Source organism: Escherichia sp. MOD1-EC5189, from assembly GCF_002966045.1.
Taxonomy (GTDB): domain Bacteria; phylum Pseudomonadota; class Gammaproteobacteria; order Enterobacterales; family Enterobacteriaceae; genus Escherichia; species Escherichia coli_F.
The window spans coordinates 42,017-66,509 of the sequence record NZ_PTRX01000012.1 but is presented as its reverse complement, the minus strand read 5'-3'; the positions used below and the strand labels follow the sequence as shown (position 1 = coordinate 66,509).

The following is a 24,493-nucleotide window of genomic DNA, read 5'->3' as shown; positions in this document are numbered from 1 at the left end:
CGTGATGCTCTCTATTCCTTGATATAAGCGCAGAAGCTGCATTTATTTTTTGTTTTTCCGCTGCCGGGTTTCAGCAGGTTGAACAGTGTCGAACTGGAGATTGGCCATATTGATGGACAATTTCAGATACTTCAGGTTATTAGGTGAAACGCCTTTTAATGTCAGATTAATGTCTTGCCATTGACCTGGCATTAATTGCAGGGTGGAGTTCATGGTGGTGTTGAACAGCAGTTGCTGCCACTTTGCCAGCGCTTTGGCATCGGTGGGTCTTTCATTGCCCCATGTGGCTTGAAAGCCAATATTTAATACGGGAACGCTTAAAAGGTTAACCAGCGAAATACGAATAACGCTGCCATTTTCAACCGCATCAATAGCCAGCACCCGGCCTGCCAAACCAACCGAGCCATTGTTTAAAATGAAGTATTTTGTTTGTGCTGGGTTAAATTCGGTGAAGACAAATTCGTCCTGTTTGTCTTTGACCGCCTTTACTACACCCGCCAGCACTTTAGTGGTGTTTGCAATATTAATTTGTTGATTTTCAATAATTTCTATTTTTCTTTTATATTGTTCTTGTTCTTGTTCTTTTTCAAGAATCTCTATTTTACTTTTTTGCAATTCTTGCTGTTTGGCAAGATCGTCGATCAGATTCGCTTTCTCAATATAGTCACACCCAGTCAATACCCAGAGTGGCAATGTTATAAACATGCTTAATAGTGCTTTTTTGATGCTCATAGGGTGAATTCCTTTTCATGATCCCGATACGTTAACTGTTACGGCGTAATCATTCTTTTTATGAATGATTCGAGTGGAAATATACGTTATATAAATTTATAAGATACTTTTTCTATTAATTGTTGTATTAATTGGTAGTGCGAATATGACATTAAATGTCAGACAATTTCAGATTGTAGCCAATAATATTAATCGCGCGGATTTTAATGATCGATGTCAATCAATGTCAAATGTTTCACCGGATGAAAACACCTACCAGGAGAAATATTAATATTCAGCATGGTGATGTTTTCTTGGGAAGTGTGTGATGCTGAGCGATTAATATAAATAATTAATGGCTGTTACAGGCATTAATATGTATTAATTCATTGTTATCGCTTATATATCACTTTCTTATTCCATACCATAATTTCAGAATTTAGCCTGTAATATGCGCTTCAAAGAGCCGGTGAAATGGAAGCAATAGTGATAAGAATGTTAAAGATATCCGATATCTGGTATCAGGCTCCTGCATGTGCCAACAGGAGCGAGTAAATCGTGAGAGGCTGGGCGAGATAGAAGCTTAAAATGCGGTCTTAGAGAATCCGGTCATCTCTTGCAGGCCCATTTCGCGGCCCAGCGCGGTCATCGGATGCACAACTACCAGTCCGCGAACACTTTTCTTCAGCTTGCCCATATCAGCCTGCTCTTTTTTGGTAATCGCGCGCTGGAAGGGCATTTTCATCAGTTTTTGCGCTTCTTTACTGAGTTTCTGACTGTGAACTTCACGCAGGCGAGCAATTTCGGCTTCCAGCGTGGCTTTTTCTTTTTCCAGTTCGGCATATTTATCTGCGGCTTCAACCAGTGACAGGTCAGCCTGCTGATGGCGGATAGCGTCCAGGCGATCGCTGAGACGTTTGATTTCGTTTTTTTCGACTTCTTTCATGTGATGACTTCTGATAGAGATAAATTTATAGCCTCTAGTATGCGCGACCAGGTGCTTTGTTCACAACAGATGGCATTGTAATAGTTCCAGATTGTAACCATTAATGTGTTTGAAAATCACCCAATCTATTGATTAATTAGGAAATTTAAAGAAAAAAGATAGACAACAGAAGAGGATCATTATTGAGGATTGAGCACGTTTTCCTTAATGTCATTTATACCGGGATCTAAACTAAAATTGGCGGCCGCGCATTCCCGGCGCGGGGTAATACGGAGATATCATCATGGGCAAATTAGGTGAAAACGTTCCGCTTCTTATCGATAAAGCTGTAGATTTCATGGCATCGAGCCAGGCGTTCCGGGAGTATCTGAAAAAACTTCCTCCCCGCAATGCGATTCCGTCCGGAATACCTGATGAAAGCGTGCCGTTATATCTACAACGTCTGGAGTATTATCGTCGGCTTTATCGGCCGAAACAGGTAGAGGAGAAGTAAGCGAAAGTACTTACTTTTGAAAGGCTTTTTTTAAGCTGATTTTGGAAATCAGCTCTGTCAGTGAAAGGACCATTGTTGATCGCACAGCCTGTTGGTAACGCTGAATTTGCATTGCATACAAACTGGAGTCTGCGGGTTCAAACTGTGGCGGCGGTGGTAACGCTGCCACACAGTGCAGCTCACCAAAGGGGCCAAGAATTTCGTCGTCGGTAAAGGCGTACTCATTGCCGTCGTGATTTAGTTCTTCACGCAATGCCATCAGCAGTTCCGCATCTTCATATTCATGGCGGTTAATGACACCCAACCCGTAAATGAGTTTTAAACGCACAGAAAGATCGCCCAGCGGGCCATCGCCGTCGAGTAACGGTTCTACAGCATACTTCACCGCGTAATCGTCTTTGCGGAATACCTGAAGCACCAGAAGATTTACCGCCTCGGTCAAAAGCTCGACGGCGGTAATCAGAAAGCTTCGCACGGTTTTGCCAGCATTCAGACGCTCAAGCACACGGTTTTCAAAGGCCTGGGTTTGTTCCATTGTTGCCTGCATATCTGACAATCTGTTATTCGGGCGCAGGGAGTCCTGCGCCTGGTCCACCATTATTGCATTGCTTTATAAGCGGTTACCGCCTCGGATACAACCTCGCTGTTAGCATCAAGGCCGGAAATCTGCGCCAGTGCGGCTTGCGGGCCTTTGTCGGCAATCAGTGCTGTCAGTTCCTGAGCCTGCGGATCATCTTCACTGCGGAAGTGCATTGCAGCAGCAATACCTTCAATCAGGTTTTTATGTGGCAGACCATATTCCAGCGTTCCGAGCAGTGGCTTGATCAGACGGTCGCCAGCACTCAGTTTACGCAGCGGCTGACGGCCTACGCGCTCTACATCGTCTTTCAGATACGGGTTTTCAAAACGACCAAGGATTTTCTGGATGTACGCCGCATGTTTGTCCGCGTCAAAACCGTAACGCTTAATCAGTACAGCGCCACTTTCTTCCATCGCCCCTTTTACTACCGCGCGGATTTTCTCGTCGAGAATTGCGTCACGAATGGTCTGATGACCTGCCAGTTTTCCGAGGTACGCGGTTATAGCATGACCTGTATTCAGGGTGAAGAGTTTACGCTCAACAAATGCCATCAGGTTGTCGGTTAACTCCATGCCTGGGATGTTCGGCAGTGCACCTTTGAACTGGGTTTTATCGACAATCCATTCGCTGAAGGTTTCGACTGTCACTTCCAGCGGATCGTTCGTTGCCGAAGCGGAAGGCGGTACGATGCGGTCAACGGCGGAATCCACAAAGCCAACGTGTTCTTCTACCCACGCTTTGGCGTCTTCTGGCAGGGCGTTCATCACATGGCCTTTCAGCTGCGTGGTGCCGCGTACCATGTTTTCACAGGCGATAATGTTCAGTGGGGATTCATTACCTTGTTCTTTACGTTTCACCAGCCCTTTGGCGATTGCCGGAGCAATACGTTCCAGCACAACCGGGCCCACGGCGGTAGTGACTAAATCAACCTGAGCAATCAGCTCAACGACATCATCACCAATGCTGCTGACAGCATTGACGCCAGAAACGGTATCTACCTGCTCGGTTTCACCGACCACATGAACCTGATAGCTATGACGGGCATTCAGGGCATCAAGTACCACCTGATTGACATCGGCAAACGTCAGTTGGATACCTGCGTCTGCCAGCAGTTTACCGATAAAGCCACGACCGATATTACCTGCGCCAAAATGTAATGCTTTCATAGTATTAACCTTCATCAATGTTTTTACCCGAGAGGGCTGGGGTGAGGCTTTTCCCTCACCCGAACCCTCTCCATGTGGAGAGGAGCCGCGCCGGATGCGGCGCAAACGCCTTATCCGGCCTACAAGAACGTGCAAATTCAACAAATTGCGCTTTGTTTTGTAGGCCTGATAAGCGTAGCGCATCAGGCAATCAGCCCATCTTCTCCATGTGGAGAGGGGCAGCGCCGGATGCGGCGTAAATGCCTTATCCGGCCTACAAGAACGTGCAAATTCAACAAATTGCGCTTTGTTTTGTAGGCCTGATAAGCGTAGCGCATCAGGCAATTAGCCCCACCTTCTCCATGTGGAGAGGTGGGATTGGATTACTTACGACCTGCCAGCAGTTCCAGCACTTCATCCACGCTGGTGGTGTGCGCCAGACGCTCGATGACGGACTCATCATCCAGTGCATTGGTCAGGCTGGTGATCACCTGAATGTGCTCGTTGTTACGGGCAGCAATACCAATCACCAGGCGGGCAATGTCATCTTCTTCTTCACCGAAGCGCACGCCTTCCGGGTACTGGCAGAACACCACGCCCGTTTTCAGTACGCGATCTTTCGCTTCAACCGTACCGTGCGGTACCGCGATGGACTCACCCAGATAAGTCGGGGTCAGTTTTTCACGATCCAGCATCGCCTGAACGTATTCCGGCTCAACGTAACCGCCTTTCACCAGCTGCTCGCCAGCAAAACGAATCGCTTCTTCTTTGGTGGCCGCTTTGCGACCGAGGAAGATGTTTTCCGCGCCCAGTTTGAAGAGGTTAGCACTGGAATCGTCAAAGCTGTCTTTCAGACTGTCTTTTACTTTTACTTCGTTTTCAGTATGGCGCTGGGCAGCAACCAGACGTTCGGTCAGGCTGGTGTACAGGCCGCTGTCGAGGAAGTTGGTCAGCGAAATATGCTGTGCCTGCGGAACCTGGCGCATAGCGCGTTCGGTCAGGTCACGGTGAGTGATGACCAGGTCCACATCTGGCGGCAGGTTGTTGATCGCGCTGTTAGTAACAGAAATCTGCGACAGACCTGCATCCTGAATTTTCTTACGCAGCACACCTGCGCCCATCGCACTGGAACCCATACCGGCATCACAGGCAACGATGATTTTACGGACGTGGCTCAGGTCGTTAGTCACATCGCCCGCAGACAGCGGAGACGCACCTTTAGACTCAGCTTTCATGTCCTGCATACGACGAGTTGCTGCTTCAATATCATCTTCATCTTTCACTTTGCTGGTTTTCAGCAGAATGGCAGAGACAACGAAGGAGACTGCCATAGCCGCACACACACCCGCGATGTTAGCGAAGTAAGCACCTTTTGGCGTCATCGCCAGTACCGCAAGGATAGAGCCCGGAGATGCCGGCGAAACCAGACCACCACCCAGGATAGTCAGCGTGAACACGCCAGTCATACCGCCGAGGATAACGGCCAAGATCAGACGCGGATTCATCAGCACATACGGGAAGTAGATTTCGTGGATACCACCGAGGAAGTGGATGATTGCCGCACCGCCCGCAGACTGTTTAGCGCTACCACGACCAAAGAACATGTACGCCAGCAGAACACCCATACCCGGACCTGGGTTAGCTTCAATCAGGAAGAAGATGGATTTACCCAGTTCATGGGACTGCTGAATACCCAGCGGCGAGAAGATACCGTGGTTAATGGCGTTGTTGAGGAACAGGATTTTCGCCGGTTCAACAAAGATAGACGCCAGCGGCAGCATGTCATGGACAACCATGAAGTTAACGCCCGCAGCCAGCATTTTGGACAGGGCTTCAACAATCGGGCCAATGCCGAGGAACGCCAGAATAGCGAGGATCATCCCGATGATGCCTGCGGAGAAGTTATTCACCAGCATCTCAAAACCGGATTTGATCTTACCGTCTACCCAGCGGTCGAAGTGCTTAATGCACCAGCCGCCCAGCGGACCTGCAATCATAGAACCGAGGAACATCGGCATATCTGCGCCGACGATAACGCCCATTGTAGTGATGGCACCGACTACGCCGCCACGTTCGCCGCCTACCAGCTTACCACCGGTATAACCGATCAGCAGTGGCAGGAGATAAGTGATCATCGGCCCGACCAGCTTCGCCAGCGTTTCGTTCGGTAACCACCCTGTTGGAATAAATAACGCGGTGATGATACCCCACGCGATAAACGCGCCGATATTTGGCATCACCATGTTGCTGAGGAAACGACCAAAGCTTTGCACTTTGATCTTAATATCGGATGACATAAAAACACCCCTTCTTATGTTTGCTGTCGCGCAGGCTGGAAGCCCGAGGTTTTTTGTTAATGTGGCGGCAGAGGTAGCCGGACCTTGTTGATAGTGCGAAATCTGGCACTGAATCGGTTAACTGTCCAGTCGACGGCTTTTTGTGTGATATCGGTCACATAAATATAGGGGGTAGAGAGGTAATTGACGTGATGTGAATCACAAAATACTTGTGTAAAAAAGCAACAAGACGGCAATTTTCGCTAAAAATGGCATTTAAATGTGAGCAATGTCACATTTTTGTTTTGTTAGTTTGTTGAATCTTTGTGATCTGAATCACAAGATATTTTCTTACGGCGTTCACCTGATGTGATCTGCAGCATGTTATGCCTTCGTCATAAAATCGTTATGTAACTAAGCAACTCATCACCTCTAAAAATTATTCTTTGGTGTTATGGCGAGAATCGCGAACCCGAATTATTGTCAAAATATCAGCCTGACTCCCTTCTGGCTGCCAGCCAAAAAACAACACCGATAAACGTGAATCCGAGGCAGATATGTTTCTAAACTATTTCGCGTTGGGAGTGCTGATCTTCGTCTTTCTGGTGATTTTTTATGGAATCATCGCGATACATGACATCCCTTATCTGATTGCCAAAAAGCGCAATCACCCCCATGCCGACGCTATTCATACGGCGGGCTGGGTGAGCCTGTTTACTCTGCATGTTATCTGGCCGTTCCTGTGGATCTGGGCGACGCTCTATCAACCGGAGCGTGGCTGGGGTATGCAGTCACATGTTGCGTCGCAGGAGAAAGCGACTGACCCGGAAATCGCCGCACTTTCTGACCGAATTTCCCGGCTGGAGCATCAACTCGCCGCCGAGAAAAAGACTGACTATTCCACGTTCCCGGAGATCTAAATATGGATCTATTGATTGTTTTAACTTACGTGGCGCTGGCGTGGGCGGTCTTTAAAATCTTCCGCATTCCGGTAAATCAGTGGACGCTGGCGACGGCGGCGCTGGGAGGCGTGTTTCTGGTGAGTGGTTTGATTTTGTTGATGAACTACAACCACCCTTACACTTTTACCGCACAGAAAGCGGTGATTGCTATTCCCATCACGCCACAGGTGACGGGGATCGTGACTGAAGTCACTGAAAAGAATAATCAGCTTATTCAGAAGGGCGAGGTGCTTTTTAAGCTCGACCCGGTACGTTATCAGGCGCGAGTCGACAGACTTCAGGCTGACCTGATGACGGCGACGCATAATATAAAGACACTGCGCGCGCAGCTCACTGAAGCGCAAGCCAATACCACCCAGGTTTCAGCGGAGCGTGACCGCTTGTTTAAAAATTATCAACGTTACCTGAAAGGCAGCCAGGCGGCGGTAAATCCGTTCTCAGAACGTGATATCGACGATGCGCGGCAGAATTTTCTCGCGCAGGATGCGCTGGTGAAAGGTTCGGTGGCGGAACAGGCGCAAATCCAGAGCCAGCTCGACAGTATGGTTAACGGTGAGCAGTCGCAGATTGTCAGCTTAAGGGCGCAGCTTACCGAAGCGAAATATAACCTTGAGCAGACCGTCATTCGCGCGCCGAGCAATGGCTACGTCACTCAGGTGCTGATCCGCCCAGGTACATACGCAGCTGCCTTGCCGCTACGTCCGGTGATGGTTTTCATCCCCGAGCAAAAACGGCAAATTGTCGCCCAATTTCGGCAAAACTCGCTGTTACGTCTGAAACCTGGTGATGATGCGGAAGTAGTGTTTAATGCGCTACCTGGGCAGGTATTCCACGGCAAACTGACCAGCATCTTGCCGGTGGTGCCTGGCGGTTCGTATCAGGCGCAAGGGGTATTGCAATCATTAACGGTCGTGCCCGGCACGGACGGTGTGCTGGGAACCATTGAACTGGACCCTAACGATGATATCGATGCCTTACCCGACGGCATCTACGCCCAGGTGGCAGTTTACTCCGACCATTTCAGCCATGTTTCGGTGATGCGGAAAGTGCTGCTAAGAATGACCAGTTGGATGCATTATCTTTATTTGGATCATTAAATAATATTAATGTATTGAATCTTGTAAATGTGGTTGAGAGCAAAAAATTGCAAATACAGGACATGAGAATTCGCTGTTCAGGCAGCGAAACTCGTGCCCTTTTTGTCTAGTCCACTGAGAATATAAACGCTCCTTTGATGCCCAAAAGTGGACATTTAATTATTTCTTTTTACCTTGAGAGAAAACTGTTTCGGTGTAATACCAAAATAGCTCTTAAAGTTTCGAATGAAATAAGATGTACTGGTATATCCAACATCATATGCAATACTATTAATATGTTTTTCAGTGGATGTAATCATCTTTGCTGCATGATGCATTCTGATATCTAACACCAACGCATTAAAGTTATTGTTTTCTTTTTCAAGTTTTTTTCTAATCGAAACCTCAGACATATGCAAAATATCCCTAAGATCCATTAACTTCCAATTTCTTGATAAATCTGATTCGATAATTTTTTTGATTTTTTCTGTAAAAGTGATATCTGTTGAAACTGATAGTGAATAAACAAGAGGTTCAATTTCATGGATTCTGGAAAGTAAGTAGGCTATTTTATAAACTTGTCTGTGTTTCGGTAAGTTATTATTAATTAGACGTTTAAAAATTTCTTTATCTGTTTCCTCAAGGATATAAAAAAATATTTTTTTTCTTATTTGACTCACTAGTTGATGGCCTAAAAGAAGTGGCTCCATAACCTTACACACGCTATTTAATAGATAGCTATCAATAGTATAGATATCATAAGGTATACCGCTGCCAAGCACTTTTAATGTTGCATCAACGACAAGATTCTTTTCTATATAGCATAAAGAAAAAGGAGGGATGTTAATAACATCTCCATCTTTTGCTTTAATAACTAATTGTGCATTTCTAATAAAAATCATTGCGCTATTATAAAAACGAATTTTTTTAATGTAAGTGTATGATTTTTGTCTAGATTTCCATTGACAGAGATGTCAAGCTTTGTACAAGTAACTCGACTATTCATAAAGCCACCTCATGCTTTGTATATATATAATTCCATGAGTTATTAAGTTGTGTAAACTCGAAAATTCAACGTGAGTTAATTTTAAACAATCTAACAAATAATTAAAAAAAACAATGAATTATATGCGTAATGGATGTAATCACTATAAGAATAATAATATTATCGTAATGAAATTATGCGTAATTAACGAGTCAATCCTCAGGTTCAATTGTTTGGTTAAAAAAAATTCTTAATAATGCGGGTAATTTCCTGGTTGTTTTCATCCCCAACTTAACTTTGATGCGACTGACTCGATAATAGATTTTTTCTTTTGAGAGATTAGTCATTTTTGAAATCTCTCTTACACTCTTACCATGAAAATAGAAAAGGTATAAAATCTCCATTTCAATATTATTTAAGGAGTTTATTGCTTCACTTACCGATGACTTCTTTTTATGAATGTAGATAGAGTTATGATGTATTCTAATATTATTAGTCTCAATACACTTTATCGATTTTCCGGATAACAGAAGACTATATGCATAATAATTTTTAATATCACAAATAAGATAAATCTCATTTGTATCAAAATCAGCTCTGACTATGTCATCGATTTCTGTAAAATCTATGCATCGAAATGTTTTGTTAATATCAGATATCAACCGCATCCCGTAATTGAAAAAATTATTATCACTGGCAAGTATAAAGACAAGATTCATACATATCCTAAAATATTATCTTTTATATTATGCGACAACTATAAGATAAAGATTTTTTAATATCTACATTAAAAATATAAAGATTTGATAAAAAACTATAACTAATTAACCAGTAAAATAACAATAATTACTTTTAGTAGAGTTGAGTACTTCAGGTGACGCTCATTATCGTATGCATTTATATAAGTGATCTATAATCATTTTTCAGTATAAGGTCGTTTCATGTTGTTGATCTGTTGAGGGATATTCATTGTCACAATTAAGATATGTTCAAGGTAAATGATATGTTTTCTTCAAAAAATCCCGACTTCAATAGCAGACAATCTGTTGCCATCAAAAGAACAATTGAACTTTACTATAGGCATGTCGTGACAGATAAGATTATGTTGTTAAATACACTCTAAAATTTAAATTTTACTTATCAAAACATTCAATTTCCATGAGGATAACTTTAAATATAAATAAATGGCGCAATAAATAAAACTATTTCGTCCTTAATTTGAAGACTATTCATAATAAGCATAAAAAATAAAAACATCAAGAATAAAAATGAAAGTTAATTTAGCGTGTGTTTTCTAAATAAAATAAAGAGATATAAAAACCAGATAATGAGGTTTTATTGTTGACCATCTTATCTTATGCGAGGTAATTTTTGCGACGTTCATGAACTTCTGGGCATGAACAAATATAGGACTAACCGAATTTGGGGCTAACAATTCTTTAAAGGCTTTAAGGAGCATTAAATGAAAAAATTGGTTTTAGGTTCAGCTATTCTTGCTGTACTTGGGATGACTTCTACTGCAATGGCTGCAAACAATGGTACTGTTAATTTTACAGGGGCTGTATCCAGCGCAACGTGTGATCTTAAAGTTACAAATGCTTCTGGAGCTGAGATACCTACAGTTGATTTAGGTACTGTATCAACGACGGGAACACCTGCTTCAGTTCAATTTAAGCTTGTTCCTTCAGATAATGCTTGCTTGGCAAAAAATGGAGCCCAGATTAGCTGGACATCAAATAATTTAACAACCCAAGGTTTTAGCAATGCAACTACGGGAGGAACAAATGCATATATGGCATTACTTACTTCTAATGCCCAAGAGACTGGTGCGAGCTCATATGTTAAATCCGGTCAAACTACTTTTAACTATCAAGTAACTAGTGGCGGTATTCGATCTTTTGATTACAGTGCTTCGTTAGTTAAACCTACTGGTACTGTGACTCCAGGCGCATTTTCAACTTCAGCAAGTTATGTTGTTGCTTATAAATAATATATGAGCGAAGGAAGGGAGGATTACTCTCCTCCCTTCTTATTACCTGATGTTTATGGCAAGGGAAAATAATGAAAAAAGAAATATTTATTGCCGCTATTATTTTTCATTTACTATCTAAAGGTGCTCTTGCCGAAGAGTTCAACTACAGCTTTATTCGTGGAGGGAGTAAGGATATTCCTGATGTTTTAAACAGCAATAAAGAAAACGTACCGGGTAAATATGTTGTTGATGTTGTTTTCAATGGTTCTAAAATCGCGTCATCTACTGAGATGAGCATCGCAAAAGAGGATGCTGAAGGGATATGTCTTTCTGATGAATGGCTAACTGAAAACGGCATTATAATTAATAAAGATTTTTATAAAAATGTTTATAATTCTGCACGCCAGTGCTATTTGCTGGGTAATGAGGCGAACAGTAAAGTCGCGTTTGATCAATCGTTGCAAGAAGTATCTATTGATTTGCCACAGGCAGGCTTCCAGGACGCAGCAAAAGATGGTGGTGTGTGGGACTATGGTAGTAACGGTTTTAAAATAGCTTATGACGTTAATACTGCAAAAAATAGCAACCAGGAAAGAACCACCTACAGTAGTATTGATGGCCAGGTGAATCTGGGCGAATGGGTGTTATTGGGTAGGGGGTATGCTTACCAGGGCGAAAATTTCGATACTAATAACCTGTTACTGACGCGGGCAATCAAATCACTGAAATCCGATTTGCAACTGGGCAAGACACAGCTTTATAACTCATTGAATAATGGTTTTACCTTTTACGGTGCTCAGCTTAAATCGAATCAGGATATGTATCCGTGGAACTCTCGTGCCTATTCGCCGGTAATTAATGGTATTGCGCGAACCCATGCCAGGGTAACCATTGAGCAGAGTGGTTATACCTTAAAATCTATTGTCGTGCCTCCGGGACCATTTGTGATCAACGATCTTAACGGCGTTTACTCTGGCGATTTGATCATGAAAATCTATGAAGAGGATGGCTCCGTTCGTGAACAGCGTTTCCCTGTCGCAGTGTTGCCTAATTTGTTAAGACCGGGAACGTATAACTACGCCCTCGCCATGGGTAGCAAAGTTAACCAAGATAACGGCGAACGGGATAAAGAAAGTCTGTTTGCCCAAATGAGTTATGACTATGGATTCGAGCCTTTTACACTCAATAGCTCTTTATTGCTGGATAAAAATTATAACAATATTGGTTTAGGACTAATTCGCTCGTTTGGATGGTTTGGAGCCATGTCTTTTAGTGGCAACTTATCACAAGCAAAATACCATAATGGTAAGAATCTAAAAGGCTATAGCACGTCATTAAAATATGCAAAAGCGCTTGGTGATAATGCAAATTTACAGCTTATTGGTTACCGTTTTAATTCAGAAGATTATATTGACTATGCTGATTTTACTTATAATTCATATAGTTTTATAAGAAATAGGCCAAAGCAACGCTATGAGTCAATCGTTACCTACCAGCTACCAGAAAAAGGTATGTTTTTAAACTTTTCTGCGTGGAAGGAAGATTACTGGGATAATTATAACGAGGTCGGTGCTAACTTAAGTCTGACAAAAAGTCTTGATCAAATAACAATGACACTGAACGGTGGTTATTCCAGACTGCAAAATATGGATGCTGACTATAATGTTGGTTTGTCATTAAGTGTGCCGTTAAGTCTGTTTGATAAAACACATTATAGTTTTTCGAATGTTAACTATGATCGACGTACGGGGACCAGTATGAATACTGGGATCTCAGGAATGATTAATCAAAGGCTGAGTTATAACGCATCAGTTAACCAGACGCGTGATACTATCGGTGGTACACTTTCTGCCTCCTATTTATTCGACTGGATGCAGACGTCAGCAACGTATTCACAAACTGGGAAAAATTCATCTACCTCACTCCAGTTGGGTGGTAGTGTAATTGGTGTGCCAGAAGGTGGCATAATATTTACTCCAGTTAAAAATGATCAACTGGCTATCGTGCAAATGAAAGATGTCCCCGGTGTTATGTTTAACGGTTCTTTACCGGGAGATAAATATGGTCGGGCGGTAATCCCACTTACTGCTTATAACAATAATACGATTTCTGTAAATGCAGAAAAATTACCGAAGAATATTGAGCTTACAGATAATGCGATTAATGTGACCCCAACGGGAAATGCTATCATTTATAAAAATGTGAAGTTTAAGAAAATTAATACCTATGTGGTTAAACTTTATGGGAAAAATGGTTATGTCGTTCCTATGGGTAGCATCGCAAAAAATACACAGGGTAAAGAAGTGGGTTATGTAAATAACGGTGGTATTTTGCTGATGAACCTTGAAACACACGATGAAGGTGTTATTTCGCTTGACCAGTGTCAATTTAATACGCAGTCACTGAAGAAAAACCATGACCAAACTCAGGAGATTCACTGTGAGTAACAATGTAATGAAAAAAATAAATCTCATGCCAGTATTGGCTTTGCTGCTGATCTGCTTTAATAGCCATGCTGCCTTTGTTCTCAATAGTACGCGTTATATTTTTGCGGGCGATAAGGATAACATTTCAGTCCAGGTCAATAATGAATCTTCTCAAGAGTATGGCGGTCAAATCTGGATCGATAATGCAAATGCAAGAGATCAGAACGTTTACTTTGCCCCCAGTCCGACCTTTTTCAAAGTTTCTGGTGGACATAAACAAATTTTGCGTGTCCTGAAAATTAATGACAGTTTACCCAAAGACAAAGAATCACTGTTTTGGGTCAACGTCCAGGAAATCCCTAAAGCACCAAAAGAGGGCACAAACTCCCTTGCCATAGCATTGCATACTCAGGTTAAGATGATTTATCGGCCTGAGTCACTAAAAGAGGGTAGGGAAGATGCGGAGAAAAATATCAAGATCATCCATGAGGGGGGAAATACGATTTTATATAATAACTCTCCGTACTATTTTGCAGTGATTAATGTAAAGCAAAATGGTCATGATGTGAAACTTAGCGAAGAAACTAAAAATAAGATCGCGGCTTTTGCGCCTTTTGAGAAGGTATCTCTGGGAAGTAAACTTTCAGGAAAAGATATTTCAATTGTTTCTTTTGATGATTATGGCGTAGACCGGGAATATAAACTCTAGCCCAAACCTTTATTATTAAGGAGAATGCTATGCAGAAATTATTATTTCTTGTATTTACGCTATTTTTTATTTCGCCACATAGTCATGCGGCGGTGGATTGCTCCAGTGGTAGAATTACTCTTGGATATGATAATACGACTACAAATTACAATACTTACAACTCTACGCAGAATGGACCCGTTGCTACATTAGTTGCTAATGTATCGCAGAATTTTTCGTGCGGTGGTGATTATATCGAAACAACCACTATGAACAGGAAAAGTTATTTAGTCTTACCTATTACCAGTGGGGGAACTTGTAGTAATGGTGTTTTAACTACTACCATTCCCGGCGTTGTCTGGCGCCTTGATGGATTTACCTGTTTGGGGAATGGGTTAAAGACCACTAAAGAATTAAACGGCGGTGATACCTGGTCTGGGGCAGTAGGGAAACTTATCTTAACACTGACAGATGAGTATTGGCGGCAGAATAATTCCACACGAACATTTACTTTACCGGCCCCTTCTCAAGGAAATGTCAAGGGAACGAATGTTAATGTCGTGGTAACAGCAAATCCGGCAACCTTGACGCATAAAGTTATGCACTTAGGTAGTTGCTCGATGGCAACAACACCAGTTAATTTGGACTTCGGGACTATATCACCCATTGAAATTAATAAAGGAGCTCTATATCAATCTGTTACTGTTACCTGGAACTGCGTTAACAAAGCACTCGCAGTGAATGGTTTTAATTTACGTTTTGATCCTGAGAATGTTGTTAATGCTAACCAAGCCACTTTTAGTGCCACTGCTACTGATGGTAAAAAACTAAATTTCCAGTTGGTTCAATATAATCAAGGGAAAGAAACACCTCCCCAGCTTAATAAAAGCATTCAGGTGTATGCTCCAGTAACGAATGATGTTTACAATACACTTAGTTTAAGAATAAAAGTATTGCCAGCATCAACTTATCCCACAGGGAAAGTATCAACGTATTTAACAATTACAGCGACATATATGTAACTGGTGATATTTTATGGGAAAGTGGAAAATATTATTTTGCATGATTGCATTACTTTGCAATTGCTGCTATGCGTCGCGAACTATTTCGAATAGAGTAAACATCACGGCGACGATGGCTCTCAACACCTGTGCATTAACGTTAACACCAGACAACGTGAATTTTGGTGGAGTACGTATTGATGAGATTGACGCGGCGAGTATTTCTCCGCAGACTGTATCGCTTGCAATGCAATGTAGTTGGCCTGCTAGCGGGGTATCGGTAAAGTTTGTACCAAAGGATGGAGTTTCCACTAGTGACCCAAATATCATGAAAACAGGACTATCTGGTGTTGGCCTGGCTTTATCGTGGAAAAAGAGTACAGCTTCTGACTTTACCAATATTAATTACAATACGTCGTTGCAACTCAATGCTCAGGAACAATCAAGTAATGTGGCATTAGGGCAGTTTAAACTTTTACCAAAAAAGGTTCCTGAGCAAACAATACAAAGTGGCAATATAGCAACCAGTCTAACTGTCGAGGTTAGCTATGATTAACTCTTTCTGTAAATATATTCTTATAGCAGTGACTGCGCTGGCTCCTCTCTGGAGTAATAATGCACTTGCTGCACAAACGGCAAGTGCAAACCTACCGATTACGATGGCAGTAACAAATCCACAATGTACCATTAATAATGGGCAAGGATTACCTGCCACCGTTCAGCTTCCTGTTGTCACAACCGCGGGAGTATTTGCGGATAACAATAGTACCGAAGTTCCTATTGTTATTAACTGCGCGGGGAGTGTCTCGAAATTTGAAATTACATTAACAGGAGGAACTGCTTCGAAAATCACGACCAGTAATAATATGGTTGATATTGCACTTGTATGGAAACAGGGAGGTTCAGCTGTTCAGTTTGGAACACCAGTAGCTTTAAATAAAGCACCATATCTTGTAAGTAATAAGGAATTTGATGCTTCGCTAATAGCCACCGTCACGCCACATACCGGAAATATACCAGCGGGTATCTATACTGCGAGTTTACCTATAACGTTAACGTACTATTAATAAAATATTGAGGAAGTTGGCAATTGGTTGGTATTAATGCTGGGGTTATTTCATTGGTATTAATGTCTGGTTAAATCACTCTTAATAGCGCGCCAGACATCTAAAACGAATTATTAAATACATTAAGTTAAAATTTCATCGTAAAAAAATTAGATTATAGCGATATTGACAATGAATTTTGTATATACTCTAAAGTTAAATAAAAAAAGAGAGTTGGTTGTAGTATCTGAACTTTCTGGTGGGGTTAAAAAATCAGCTCGAAATAAGCTATTAAAATCTGTTGTTGTTTTAATGACTACTTTAGCTACTCAACTCTATTCACCATTAATTCAGGCATCAATTGTGGGAATGGATATCCCATATCAGACCTATCGTGATTTCGCTGAAAATAAAGGAACGTTCTCAGTCGGAGCGCTGGATATTCCTTTGTATAAGAAAGACGGGACGTTGTACTCCACACTGAATAAGGCGCCAATGATAGATTTTAGCGCTGTTGATAGTGGACAGACAGTAGCTACGTTAATTTCGCCACAATATATTGTAAGCGTAAAGCATAATACTGGCTATAAGAATGTTCGGTTTGGCTACAGAGATGATAGTTCTTATATTCTTGTTGATCGTAATAATAGTTCTGTAGATTTCCATACTCCGCGTTTAAATAAAATTGTAACCGAAGTGGTTCCGGCTGATATAACCGATGCCGGTACTGCCAACGGAACTTATCAAAATCAAGACCGTTTTCCGATCTTTTACCGTGTTGGTACTGGTACGCAATATGTGAAAGACCGTAATGGGAAATTAACTCAACTTGCTGGCGGTTACGCATATAGAACGGGCGGGACCGTTGGTAAACCAACATCATCAAACAAGAGAATAGTGTCCAACCCTGGTAATACCTATTCTGCGGCTAACGGCCCTATGCCTTCCTATGGAATCCCCGGTGATAGTGGCTCTCCCCTTTTTGCCTGGGATACGCAACGTAATAAATGGGTGTTGGTTGCAGTACTCAATTCCTATGCGGGTAATGCAGGAAAAACCAACTGGTTTACCGTTATTCCAGTGAATGAAGTGAGTGCCAATATTGAGGCTGATACTGACGCGCCAGTGACGCCAACGAGTACAACCGAAAATATTAACTGGACTTACGATATTTCCACGGGTACCGGTAAGCTGACCCAGGGAACGGATGCCTGGGAGATGCATGGTCGTGACACTGGAAGTAGTGCTGTTTCATTTAATCATGGAAAGGATTTGTCCTTCGAAAACACCGGCACAGTGGTATTAAAGGATATTGTCAATCAGGGAGCGGGTACGATCACATTTAACGGTGATTACCTAGTAAAACCGGACGCTGATCAGACTTGGGTAGGGGGCGGTATTATTGTCAATGGTGATCATACCGTGAACTGGCAAGTTAACGGTGTTAAGGGCGATAGTATGCATAAGCTAGGTACCGGGACGTTAAACATTTCCGGCACTGGCATCAATCCCGGAACGCTCAGTGTGGGTGATGGAACAGTTGTGCTCGCCCAAAAACCAGATAGCAACGGTCAGGTTCAGGCGTTCGAGTCCGCCAGTATTGTTAGTGGTAGGCCAACTCTGGTACTGAGCGATAGTCAGCAAATGAACCCGGATAATATCAAATGGGGGTATCGTGGCGGCAAACTCGATATTAACGGTAATGATTTAACCTTTCATGCGTTAAATGCAGCTGATGAAGGAGCGATATTAACCAATAGCGGTTCGCTTGCGACAGCTAACCTGGATTTTAATTCAACAGACACCACGAAGCCGGTGACGACGATGTTCCATGGTTTTTTCACTGGCAATGTGAATGTTAAAAATAACGCAACATCCAATGTGAATAATACTTTCGTGGTTGATGGCGGAATTAATACGCCAGCGGGTAGTATGACGCAGCAGGGGGGGCGCCTCTTTTTTCAGGGACATCCGGTTATCCATGCTGTGAGCACTCAGTCAGTCGCCAATAAATTAAAGGCGCTGGGCGATGATTCCGTGCTCACCCAACCTGTCTCTTTCACGCAAAGTGACTGGCAAACACGGCAATTTAATCTGAAGTCGCTGGATCTCAACAATGCGGCGTTTTACCTTGCTCGCAATGCAGGATTAACGACGACAATCAATGCCAATAATTCCACTGTTACTTTGGGCAGTGAAGATCTTTATATAGATACCAATGATGGTAATGGCGTAAAAACGACACCTGTGGAAGGTCAATCAGTTGCGACTGCATCAGAAGATCAAAGCCACTTTACGGGGAACGTTAATCTGACAAATGGCTCAGCCCTGCGGGTCAATGAGAACTTCAGTGGTGGAATTATCAGTAGCAACAGTAGTGTAACTATCTCTTCGACTAACGCGAATCTGACCGAGAGCAGTATGTTTACCCACTCTGTAATCAAACTCTCTGATAATGCTCAACTGACAAGCACTGCCGGTTTGCAATCGGATGGTACTATCGAATTCGGAAATGGGGCAAAACTCTCATTGTTAGGGGAATCATCGTCAACCTTTACGCCTTTTTCAGCCACGGCCTGGAATCTCAAGGGGACCGGATCCACGCTGAATATTGGTTCTGGCACCGACGTCAATGGCGACATTAATGCATGGTCTGATACCAACATTAACTTTGGGAATAGCGGAAAACAAAGTACGTCATCAGGCATTTTGTATACAGGCGATATCTACGCACCAGAGGCTAATGTCAGCATTGATAACACTTCATGGACATTGAACAAAACTTCATGGCTGGGCAATCTGACGCTCAAGAACAGTCAGCTTATTATGTCTACAGATGGCAAGACCAGCAGCGCCATCAAGGTTGTTGATACGTTTAGTGGAGAAAACAATATTCTGTATGTGAAACCGACCCGGTCGCTTAGTGAAATGTCGGTCAGCAATATTCCGCTTATTACCGCCAAAAACGTAACCAACAATACCCGGGCATTTAAAACGGTGACCCAACAAACAGGCTTTCACTCAATGACTCCAAAGATTGAGGTGGTTAATGTCGATGGTACTACACAGTGGCGTCTGAAAGGATTCGATGTTCAGAGTGATAGTACAGCGCTTAAAGAAGGTCAGCGTTTGATGAACACTAATATTAAAAACTTTCTGACTGAGGTTAATAACTTAAACCGTCGTATGGGTGACCTGCGCGATACAAAAGGTGAAACCGGCGCATGGGCTCGGTTGATGAACTCTTCTGGCTCAGGTTATGGCGGTTTTTCCGATCGCCACGTACATCTGCAGGTTGGTGCTGACAGAAAGCATCATTTTGAGGGGGGAGATCTTTTTACAGGCGTCATGATGACCGTTACCGATAGTAAAGCCAGCGCTGAAAGTTATCAGGGGAAAACCCGTTCCGTAGGTGGTGGACTGTACGCATCGACATTGTTTGATTCAGGCGTGTATGTTGACGTAATCGGTAAATATGTCCATCACAGCAACGACTATTTACTGCAAACGATGGGATTAAAGGCGGACGATACTGCTCACTCATGGTATTTAGGCGCAGAAACGGGTTGGCGCTATCAGTGGAAGCCTGATGTCTTTATTGAACCGCAGGCCGAACTGGTTTACGGGACGTTGTCAGGCAATACCTTTAACTGGCAATACAACGGTATGGATGTCAGCATGGAGCGTAAAAAGGCAAAACCCTTGATTGGCCGTACTGGTGTGGAGTTTGGAAAAACACTTGATGGTCGCGACTGGCAGGTTACAGCGAAGGCTGGTTTAAGTTATCAATTTGACCTGCGTAATACTGGTGCTACCACGTACCGTGATTTTGCTGGTGAGTCCACCGTATACAACGGTAAAGATGGTCGTATGTTAGCCAATATTGGGATTGATACACGCATTAAAGACAATACCCGTATCGGCCTGACCGTTGAGAAATCAGCATTTGGTAAGTACAACGTCGATAATGCGATCAATGCTAATATCCGCTATACATTCTAATATTTAGAATCTCACCCGAAAGATCGTTTCATCTACAAGGCCCGATATGCGTACGTATCGGGCCATCTTGCGTTTGTCATCACACTCATATCAATAACACCTGCTTTTTTGTAACCTTGGGTCATACTCATATTTTGTTAACAAAAAGGAAACATAATGAAACTCGTCGGTAGCTACACCAGCCCGTTTGTACGCAAACTTTCTATTCTGTTGTTAGAAAAGGGCATAACTTTCGAATTTATTAATGAACTGCCCTATAACGCAGACAACGGCGTGGCGCAATTTAACCCGTTAGGGAAAGTGCCGGTGCTGGTGACCGAAGAGGGCGAATGTTGGTTTGATTCGCCGATCATCGCTGAATATATTGAATTAATGAATGTCGCTCCGGCGATGTTGCCGCGCGATCCGCTGGAGTCGTTGCGAGTGCGCAAAATTGAGGCGCTGGCGGATGGCATTATGGATGCCGGGCTGGTATCGGTGCGTGAACAGGCACGTCCGGCGGCGCAGCAGTCTGAAGATGAATTGTTACGCCAGCGGGAGAAAATCAACCGCAGTCTGGATGTGCTGGAAGGATATCTGGTCGATGGCACGCTCAAAACCGATACGGTCAATCTGGCGACTATCGCCATTGCCTGTGCCGTCGGATATCTCAATTTCCGCCGCGTTGCGCCAGGCTGGTGTGTCGACCGCCCACACTTAGTCAAACTGGTCGAAAACCTGTTTAGCCGCGAAAGTTTTGCTCGCACCGAACCGCCAAAGGCTTGATGCGCGATATGTCCTCCTGACCCATCTCACGTTACAATCCGTGGTTATGTTAAACGCCCTTCTCCGTGTGAGAGGGCCTTGATCAACCAGGTTTCCTATGACAACCGAAACGCGTTCCCTCTATAGTCAACTTCCGGCTATTGATCGCTTATTGCGCGATAGCTCTTTCCTTTCTTTGCGTGATACCTATGGTCACACCCGCGTGGTGGAGTTGCTGCGTCAGATGCTTGACGAAGCGCGAGAAGTGATTCGTGACAACCAGACGCTACCCGCATGGTGTGAAAACTGGGCGCAAGAAGTTGATGCCCGGTTGACGAAAGAGGCGCAAAGCGCGCTGCGTCCGGTGATCAACCTGACGGGAACCGTGCTGCATACCAACCTTGGGCGAGCTTTACAGGCGGAAGCCGCGGTGGAGGCTGTTGCGCAGGCTATGCGTTCGCCAGTAACCCTCGAATACGATCTGGATGACGCCGGACGCGGACATCGCGATCGGGCGCTGGCGCAGCTGCTGTGCCGCATTACGGGAGCGGAAGATGCCTGTATCGTTAATAACAATGCGGCGGCGGTGTTATTGATGTTGGCGGCCACTGCCAGCGGGAAAGAGGTGGTGGTATCTCGCGGCGAACTGGTGGAGATTGGCGGCGCGTTTCGTATTCCTGATGTCATGCGTCAGGCGGGCTGCACCCTACACGAAGTGGGGACCACCAATCGCACGCACGCTAATGATTATCGCCAGGCGGTGAATGAAAATACCGCGCTGTTGATGAAAGTACATACCAGTAACTACAGCATTCAGGGGTTCACCAAAGCGATAGATGAAGCTGAACTGGTGGCGCTCGGCAAAGAGCTGGATGTTCCAGTGGTGACGGATTTAGGCAGTGGCTCGCTGGTCGATCTTAGCCAGTACGGTTTGCCGAAAGAGCCAATGCCGCAGGAGTTGATTGCGGCGGGCGTCAGTCTGGTGAGCTTCTCCGGCGACAAGCTGTTAGGCGGACCGCAGGCAGGAATTATTGTTGGTAAAAAAGAGATGATCGCCCGCCTGCAAAGCCATCCGCTGAAGCGTGCATTACGCGCGGATAAAATGACCCTCGCGGCGCTGGAAGCCACGTTGCGTCTTTATTTACACCCTGAGGCGCTGAGTGAAAAATTACCGACCCTGCGTCTGCTTACCCGCAGCGCAGAGGTCATTCAAATCCAGGCACAACGTTTACAGGCCCCCCTTGCCGCACATTACGGCGCGGAGTTTGCGGTACAGGTTATGCCATGTCTTTCGCAGATTGGCAGTGGTTCGCTGCCGGTTGATCGCCTGCCGAGCGCGGCATTAACGTTTACACCCCATGATGGACGCGGTAGCCACCTTGAGTCATTAGCCGCCCGCTGGCGTGAATTGCCAGTGCCGGTGATTGGTCGTATTTATGACGGACGATTGTGGCTGGATTTACGCTGCCTTGAAGATGAGCAACGGTTTTTGGAGATGTTGTTGAAATGATTATTGCGACTGCCGGACACGTTGACCACGGCAAAACGACCTTATTGCAGGCGATTACTGGCGTAAATGCCGACCGTCTGCCGGAAGAAAAAAAGCGCGGTATGACCATCGATCTCGGCTATGCCTACTGGCCGCAGTCAGATGGTCGCGTGCCTGGTTTTATCGACGTTCCCGGCCATGAAAAATTTCTTTCCAACATGCTGGCGGGCGTCGGGGGAATCGATCACGCGCTGTTGGTGGTGGCGTGCGATGACGGCGTGATGGCACAGACTCGTGAGCATCTGGCGATTTTGCAGCTGACCGGTAACCCGATGCTGACAGTGGCGCTGACCAAAGCCGATCGCGTGGACGAAGCGCGTGTTGATGAGGTTGAACGCCAGGTAAAGGAGGTGCTGCGGGAATACGGTTTTGCTGAGGCAAAACTGTTTATCACCGCAGCAACCGAAGGCCGGGGAATTGATGCCCTGCGCGAGCATCTGCTTCAGTTACCAGAACGTGAACACGCCAGCCAACATAGCTTCCGCCTCGCTATCGACCGTGCTTTTACCGTAAAAGGTGCCGGGCTGGTCGTCACCGGTACGGCGTTAAGTGGGGAAGTGAAGGTAGGCGATTCACTCTGGCTGACTGGTGTAAATAAACCGATGCGCGTGCGTGCGCTGCATGCGCAAAATCAGCCAACAAATGCAGCTCATGCCGGGCAGCGTATTGCGCTTAACATCGCGGGTGATGCGGAAAAAGAACAGATTAACCGTGGGGACTGGTTGCTTGCCGATGCGCCGCCGGAGCCGTTTACGCGGGTGATAGTCGAGCTTCAAACTCATACACCGTTGACCCAGTGGCAGCCGCTGCATATTCACCACGCCGCCAGCCACGTTACGGGACGCGTTTCGCTGCTGGAAGATAACCTTGCCGAGTTGGTGTTCGACACGCCGCTGTGGCTGGTAGATAACGATCGCTTAGTGCTACGCGATATCTCGGCCCGCAACACGCTGGCGGGGGCGCGCGTGGTGATGCTTAACCCGCCGCGTCGCGGTAAACGTAAGCCGGAATATCTGCAATGGCTGGCGTCTCTTGCACAGGCGCAGAGCGATGCCGATGCGTTAGCTATTCATCTGGAACGCGGAGCGGTTAACCTTGCTGATTTCGCCTGGGCGCGCCAGCTCAACGGCGAAGGGATGCGTGAACTGCTGCAGCAACCGGGCTATATTCAGGCCGGTTACAGCTTGCTGAATGCACCGGTTGCCGCTCGTTGGCAGCGGAAAATTCTCGATACCCTGGCGACTTATCATGAGCAGCATCGCGATGAACCAGGTCCTGGGCGCGAGCGTCTGCGGCGCATGGCGTTGCCAATGGAAGATGAAGCGCTGGTGCTGTTGCTGATTGAAAAGATGCGCGAAAGCGGCGACATCCTCAGTCATCACGGTTGGCTGCATCTGCCGGATCATAAAGCGGGATTCAGCGAAGAGCAGCAGGCCATCTGGCAAAAAGCAGAGCCGCTGTTTGGTGACGAGCCGTGGTGGGTGCGTGACCTGGCAAAAGAGACGGGAACCGACGAGCAGGCAATGCGTTTGACGCTACGCCAGGCGGCCCAACAGGGGATAATCACTGCGATCGTCAAAGATCGTTATTACCGTAACGATCGGATTGTCGAATTTGCCAATATGATCCGCGATCTCGATCAGGAATGTGGTTCAACCTGCGCGGCGGATTTCCGCGATCGCTTAGGTGTAGGCCGAAAGCTGGCAATTCAAATTCTGGAATATTTTGACCGTATTGGCTTTACGCGTCGCCGTGGAAATGATCATTTATTGCGCGACGCATTATTATTTCCCGAAAAATAAGGGAACGATTAATTCATAATAAATATGAATTAATACAAAGTTCTTATTAATGTTAAGGAAGCACGTTATTTGATGAATGTAACGTGCTT

At 44.8% G+C, this 24,493-nt stretch carries 19 protein-coding genes and 1 pseudogene; 13 read left to right on the top strand and 7 right to left on the bottom strand.

The genetic code is table 11. The features are described from left to right. Nucleotides 1-42: 42 nt before the first annotated feature. Together ATB02_RS12555 and ATB02_RS12550 are read right to left on the bottom strand one after the other, a co-directional pair. On the bottom strand, nucleotides 43-732 hold the full coding sequence (locus ATB02_RS12555; protein WP_105271676.1) for a DUF3251 domain-containing protein: 690 nt from the start codon (nucleotides 730-732) through the stop codon (nucleotides 43-45). Nucleotides 733-1,294: 562 nt separating this feature from the next. Next, nucleotides 1,295-1,657 carry a YibL family ribosome-associated protein gene (locus tag ATB02_RS12550; protein ID WP_000665680.1) on the bottom strand — a complete coding sequence of 121 codons (363 nt, stop codon included), beginning with the start codon at nucleotides 1,655-1,657 and terminating at the stop codon, nucleotides 1,295-1,297. Between the two features lie 283 nt (nucleotides 1,658-1,940). Here ATB02_RS12550 and yibT point away from each other — a divergent pair, with 283 nt between their 5' ends. Beyond that, the gene (gene yibT / locus ATB02_RS12545; protein ID WP_000517099.1) at nucleotides 1,941-2,150 is read left to right on the top strand and encodes a protein YibT; all 210 of its coding nucleotides are present in this window, start codon (nucleotides 1,941-1,943) and stop codon (nucleotides 2,148-2,150) included. Nucleotides 2,151-2,160: 10 nt separating this feature from the next. Here yibT and mtlR read toward each other — a convergent pair whose 3' ends face one another. From mtlR to mtlA, 3 genes are all read right to left on the bottom strand, one after another. Further along, nucleotides 2,161-2,748, bottom strand: coding sequence for a mannitol operon repressor MtlR (gene mtlR / locus ATB02_RS12540; RefSeq protein WP_000228261.1), 588 nt, complete (start codon nucleotides 2,746-2,748; stop codon nucleotides 2,161-2,163). Next, entirely contained in the window at nucleotides 2,748-3,896 is a 1,149-nt protein-coding gene (gene mtlD, locus ATB02_RS12535; protein ID WP_105271675.1) for a mannitol-1-phosphate 5-dehydrogenase, read from the bottom strand. Before mtlD ends, mtlR begins: the two co-directional genes overlap by 1 nt. A gap of 362 nt (nucleotides 3,897-4,258) precedes the next feature. Then, complete coding sequence (gene mtlA, locus ATB02_RS12530) at nucleotides 4,259-6,172, bottom strand: PTS mannitol transporter subunit IICBA (RefSeq protein WP_000093242.1); 1,914 nt, start codon at nucleotides 6,170-6,172, stop codon at nucleotides 4,259-4,261. A gap of 536 nt (nucleotides 6,173-6,708) precedes the next feature. On the opposite strand from mtlA, the gene ATB02_RS12525 reads away from it, so the two are divergent. Both ATB02_RS12525 and ATB02_RS12520 read left to right on the top strand, forming a co-directional pair. Then, on the top strand, nucleotides 6,709-7,071 hold the full coding sequence (locus ATB02_RS12525) for a DUF3302 domain-containing protein (RefSeq protein ID WP_000479624.1): 363 nt from the start codon (nucleotides 6,709-6,711) through the stop codon (nucleotides 7,069-7,071). A gap of 2 nt (nucleotides 7,072-7,073) precedes the next feature. Next, entirely contained in the window at nucleotides 7,074-8,210 is a 1,137-nt protein-coding gene (locus ATB02_RS12520; RefSeq protein WP_105271674.1) for an HlyD family secretion protein, read from the top strand. Between the two features lie 155 nt (nucleotides 8,211-8,365). Here the strand turns inward: ATB02_RS12520 and ATB02_RS12515 are convergent. Both ATB02_RS12515 and ATB02_RS26925 read right to left on the bottom strand, forming a co-directional pair. Then, nucleotides 8,366-9,195, bottom strand: a pseudogene (locus tag ATB02_RS12515) (helix-turn-helix transcriptional regulator). A gap of 191 nt (nucleotides 9,196-9,386) precedes the next feature. Then, nucleotides 9,387-9,842, bottom strand: coding sequence for a sigma factor-like helix-turn-helix DNA-binding protein (locus ATB02_RS26925; RefSeq protein ID WP_274540901.1), 456 nt, complete (start codon nucleotides 9,840-9,842; stop codon nucleotides 9,387-9,389). A 794-nt stretch (nucleotides 9,843-10,636) separates the two neighbouring features. On the opposite strand from ATB02_RS26925, the gene ATB02_RS12505 reads away from it, so the two are divergent. From ATB02_RS12505 to selB, 10 genes are all read left to right on the top strand, one after another. Next, nucleotides 10,637-11,164 (top strand): fimbrial protein, encoded by a 528-nt coding sequence (locus tag ATB02_RS12505; protein ID WP_001361567.1) that lies wholly within the window; start codon nucleotides 10,637-10,639, stop codon nucleotides 11,162-11,164. 71 nt (nucleotides 11,165-11,235) lie between these two features. Beyond that, complete coding sequence (gene pefC / locus ATB02_RS12500; RefSeq protein WP_105271672.1) at nucleotides 11,236-13,593, top strand: PefC/AfrB family outer membrane usher protein; 2,358 nt, start codon at nucleotides 11,236-11,238, stop codon at nucleotides 13,591-13,593. A gap of 7 nt (nucleotides 13,594-13,600) precedes the next feature. Beyond that, complete coding sequence (locus ATB02_RS12495) at nucleotides 13,601-14,281, top strand: fimbrial chaperone (RefSeq protein WP_001334045.1); 681 nt, start codon at nucleotides 13,601-13,603, stop codon at nucleotides 14,279-14,281. A 29-nt stretch (nucleotides 14,282-14,310) separates the two neighbouring features. Beyond that, nucleotides 14,311-15,282 (top strand): fimbrial protein, encoded by a 972-nt coding sequence (locus tag ATB02_RS12490; protein ID WP_105271671.1) that lies wholly within the window; start codon nucleotides 14,311-14,313, stop codon nucleotides 15,280-15,282. A 13-nt stretch (nucleotides 15,283-15,295) separates the two neighbouring features. Next, the gene (locus tag ATB02_RS12485) at nucleotides 15,296-15,817 is read left to right on the top strand and encodes a fimbrial protein (RefSeq protein WP_105271670.1); all 522 of its coding nucleotides are present in this window, start codon (nucleotides 15,296-15,298) and stop codon (nucleotides 15,815-15,817) included. Next, entirely contained in the window at nucleotides 15,810-16,328 is a 519-nt protein-coding gene (locus ATB02_RS12480; RefSeq protein WP_105271669.1) for a fimbrial protein, read from the top strand. The genes ATB02_RS12485 and ATB02_RS12480 overlap by 8 nt, the downstream gene beginning before the upstream one ends. A gap of 171 nt (nucleotides 16,329-16,499) precedes the next feature. After that, nucleotides 16,500-20,309, top strand: a complete 3,810-nt coding sequence (locus ATB02_RS12475; protein ID WP_105271668.1) for a S6 family peptidase — start codon at nucleotides 16,500-16,502, stop codon at nucleotides 20,307-20,309. Nucleotides 20,310-20,465: 156 nt separating this feature from the next. Next, entirely contained in the window at nucleotides 20,466-21,074 is a 609-nt protein-coding gene (locus tag ATB02_RS12470) for a glutathione S-transferase (protein ID WP_000779792.1), read from the top strand. A 97-nt stretch (nucleotides 21,075-21,171) separates the two neighbouring features. Then, nucleotides 21,172-22,563, top strand: a complete 1,392-nt coding sequence (selA, locus tag ATB02_RS12465; RefSeq protein WP_000206234.1) for an L-seryl-tRNA(Sec) selenium transferase — start codon at nucleotides 21,172-21,174, stop codon at nucleotides 22,561-22,563. Continuing rightward, nucleotides 22,560-24,404, top strand: coding sequence for a selenocysteine-specific translation elongation factor (gene selB, locus ATB02_RS12460; protein WP_105271667.1), 1,845 nt, complete (start codon nucleotides 22,560-22,562; stop codon nucleotides 24,402-24,404). The genes selA and selB overlap by 4 nt, the downstream gene beginning before the upstream one ends. The last annotated feature ends 89 nt before the right edge of the window (nucleotides 24,405-24,493 follow it).

Coding starts and splice junctions, on each gene's coding strand:
- ATB02_RS12555 (WP_105271676.1), bottom strand. CDS start 732: ATGAGCATCAAAAAAGCACTATTAAGCATGTTTATAACATTGCCACTC.
- ATB02_RS12550 (WP_000665680.1), bottom strand. CDS start 1,657: ATGAAAGAAGTCGAAAAAAACGAAATCAAACGTCTCAGCGATCGCCTG.
- yibT (WP_000517099.1), top strand. CDS start 1,941: ATGGGCAAATTAGGTGAAAACGTTCCGCTTCTTATCGATAAAGCTGTA.
- mtlR (WP_000228261.1), bottom strand. CDS start 2,748: ATGGTGGACCAGGCGCAGGACTCCCTGCGCCCGAATAACAGATTGTCA.
- mtlD (WP_105271675.1), bottom strand. CDS start 3,896: ATGAAAGCATTACATTTTGGCGCAGGTAATATCGGTCGTGGCTTTATC.
- mtlA (WP_000093242.1), bottom strand. CDS start 6,172: ATGTCATCCGATATTAAGATCAAAGTGCAAAGCTTTGGTCGTTTCCTC.
- ATB02_RS12525 (WP_000479624.1), top strand. CDS start 6,709: ATGTTTCTAAACTATTTCGCGTTGGGAGTGCTGATCTTCGTCTTTCTG.
- ATB02_RS12520 (WP_105271674.1), top strand. CDS start 7,074: ATGGATCTATTGATTGTTTTAACTTACGTGGCGCTGGCGTGGGCGGTC.
- ATB02_RS26925 (WP_274540901.1), bottom strand. CDS start 9,842: ATGCGGTTGATATCTGATATTAACAAAACATTTCGATGCATAGATTTT.
- ATB02_RS12505 (WP_001361567.1), top strand. CDS start 10,637: ATGAAAAAATTGGTTTTAGGTTCAGCTATTCTTGCTGTACTTGGGATG.
- pefC (WP_105271672.1), top strand. CDS start 11,236: ATGAAAAAAGAAATATTTATTGCCGCTATTATTTTTCATTTACTATCT.
- ATB02_RS12495 (WP_001334045.1), top strand. CDS start 13,601: ATGAAAAAAATAAATCTCATGCCAGTATTGGCTTTGCTGCTGATCTGC.
- ATB02_RS12490 (WP_105271671.1), top strand. CDS start 14,311: ATGCAGAAATTATTATTTCTTGTATTTACGCTATTTTTTATTTCGCCA.
- ATB02_RS12485 (WP_105271670.1), top strand. CDS start 15,296: ATGGGAAAGTGGAAAATATTATTTTGCATGATTGCATTACTTTGCAAT.
- ATB02_RS12480 (WP_105271669.1), top strand. CDS start 15,810: ATGATTAACTCTTTCTGTAAATATATTCTTATAGCAGTGACTGCGCTG.
- ATB02_RS12475 (WP_105271668.1), top strand. CDS start 16,500: ATGAATTTTGTATATACTCTAAAGTTAAATAAAAAAAGAGAGTTGGTT.
- ATB02_RS12470 (WP_000779792.1), top strand. CDS start 20,466: ATGAAACTCGTCGGTAGCTACACCAGCCCGTTTGTACGCAAACTTTCT.
- selA (WP_000206234.1), top strand. CDS start 21,172: ATGACAACCGAAACGCGTTCCCTCTATAGTCAACTTCCGGCTATTGAT.
- selB (WP_105271667.1), top strand. CDS start 22,560: ATGATTATTGCGACTGCCGGACACGTTGACCACGGCAAAACGACCTTA.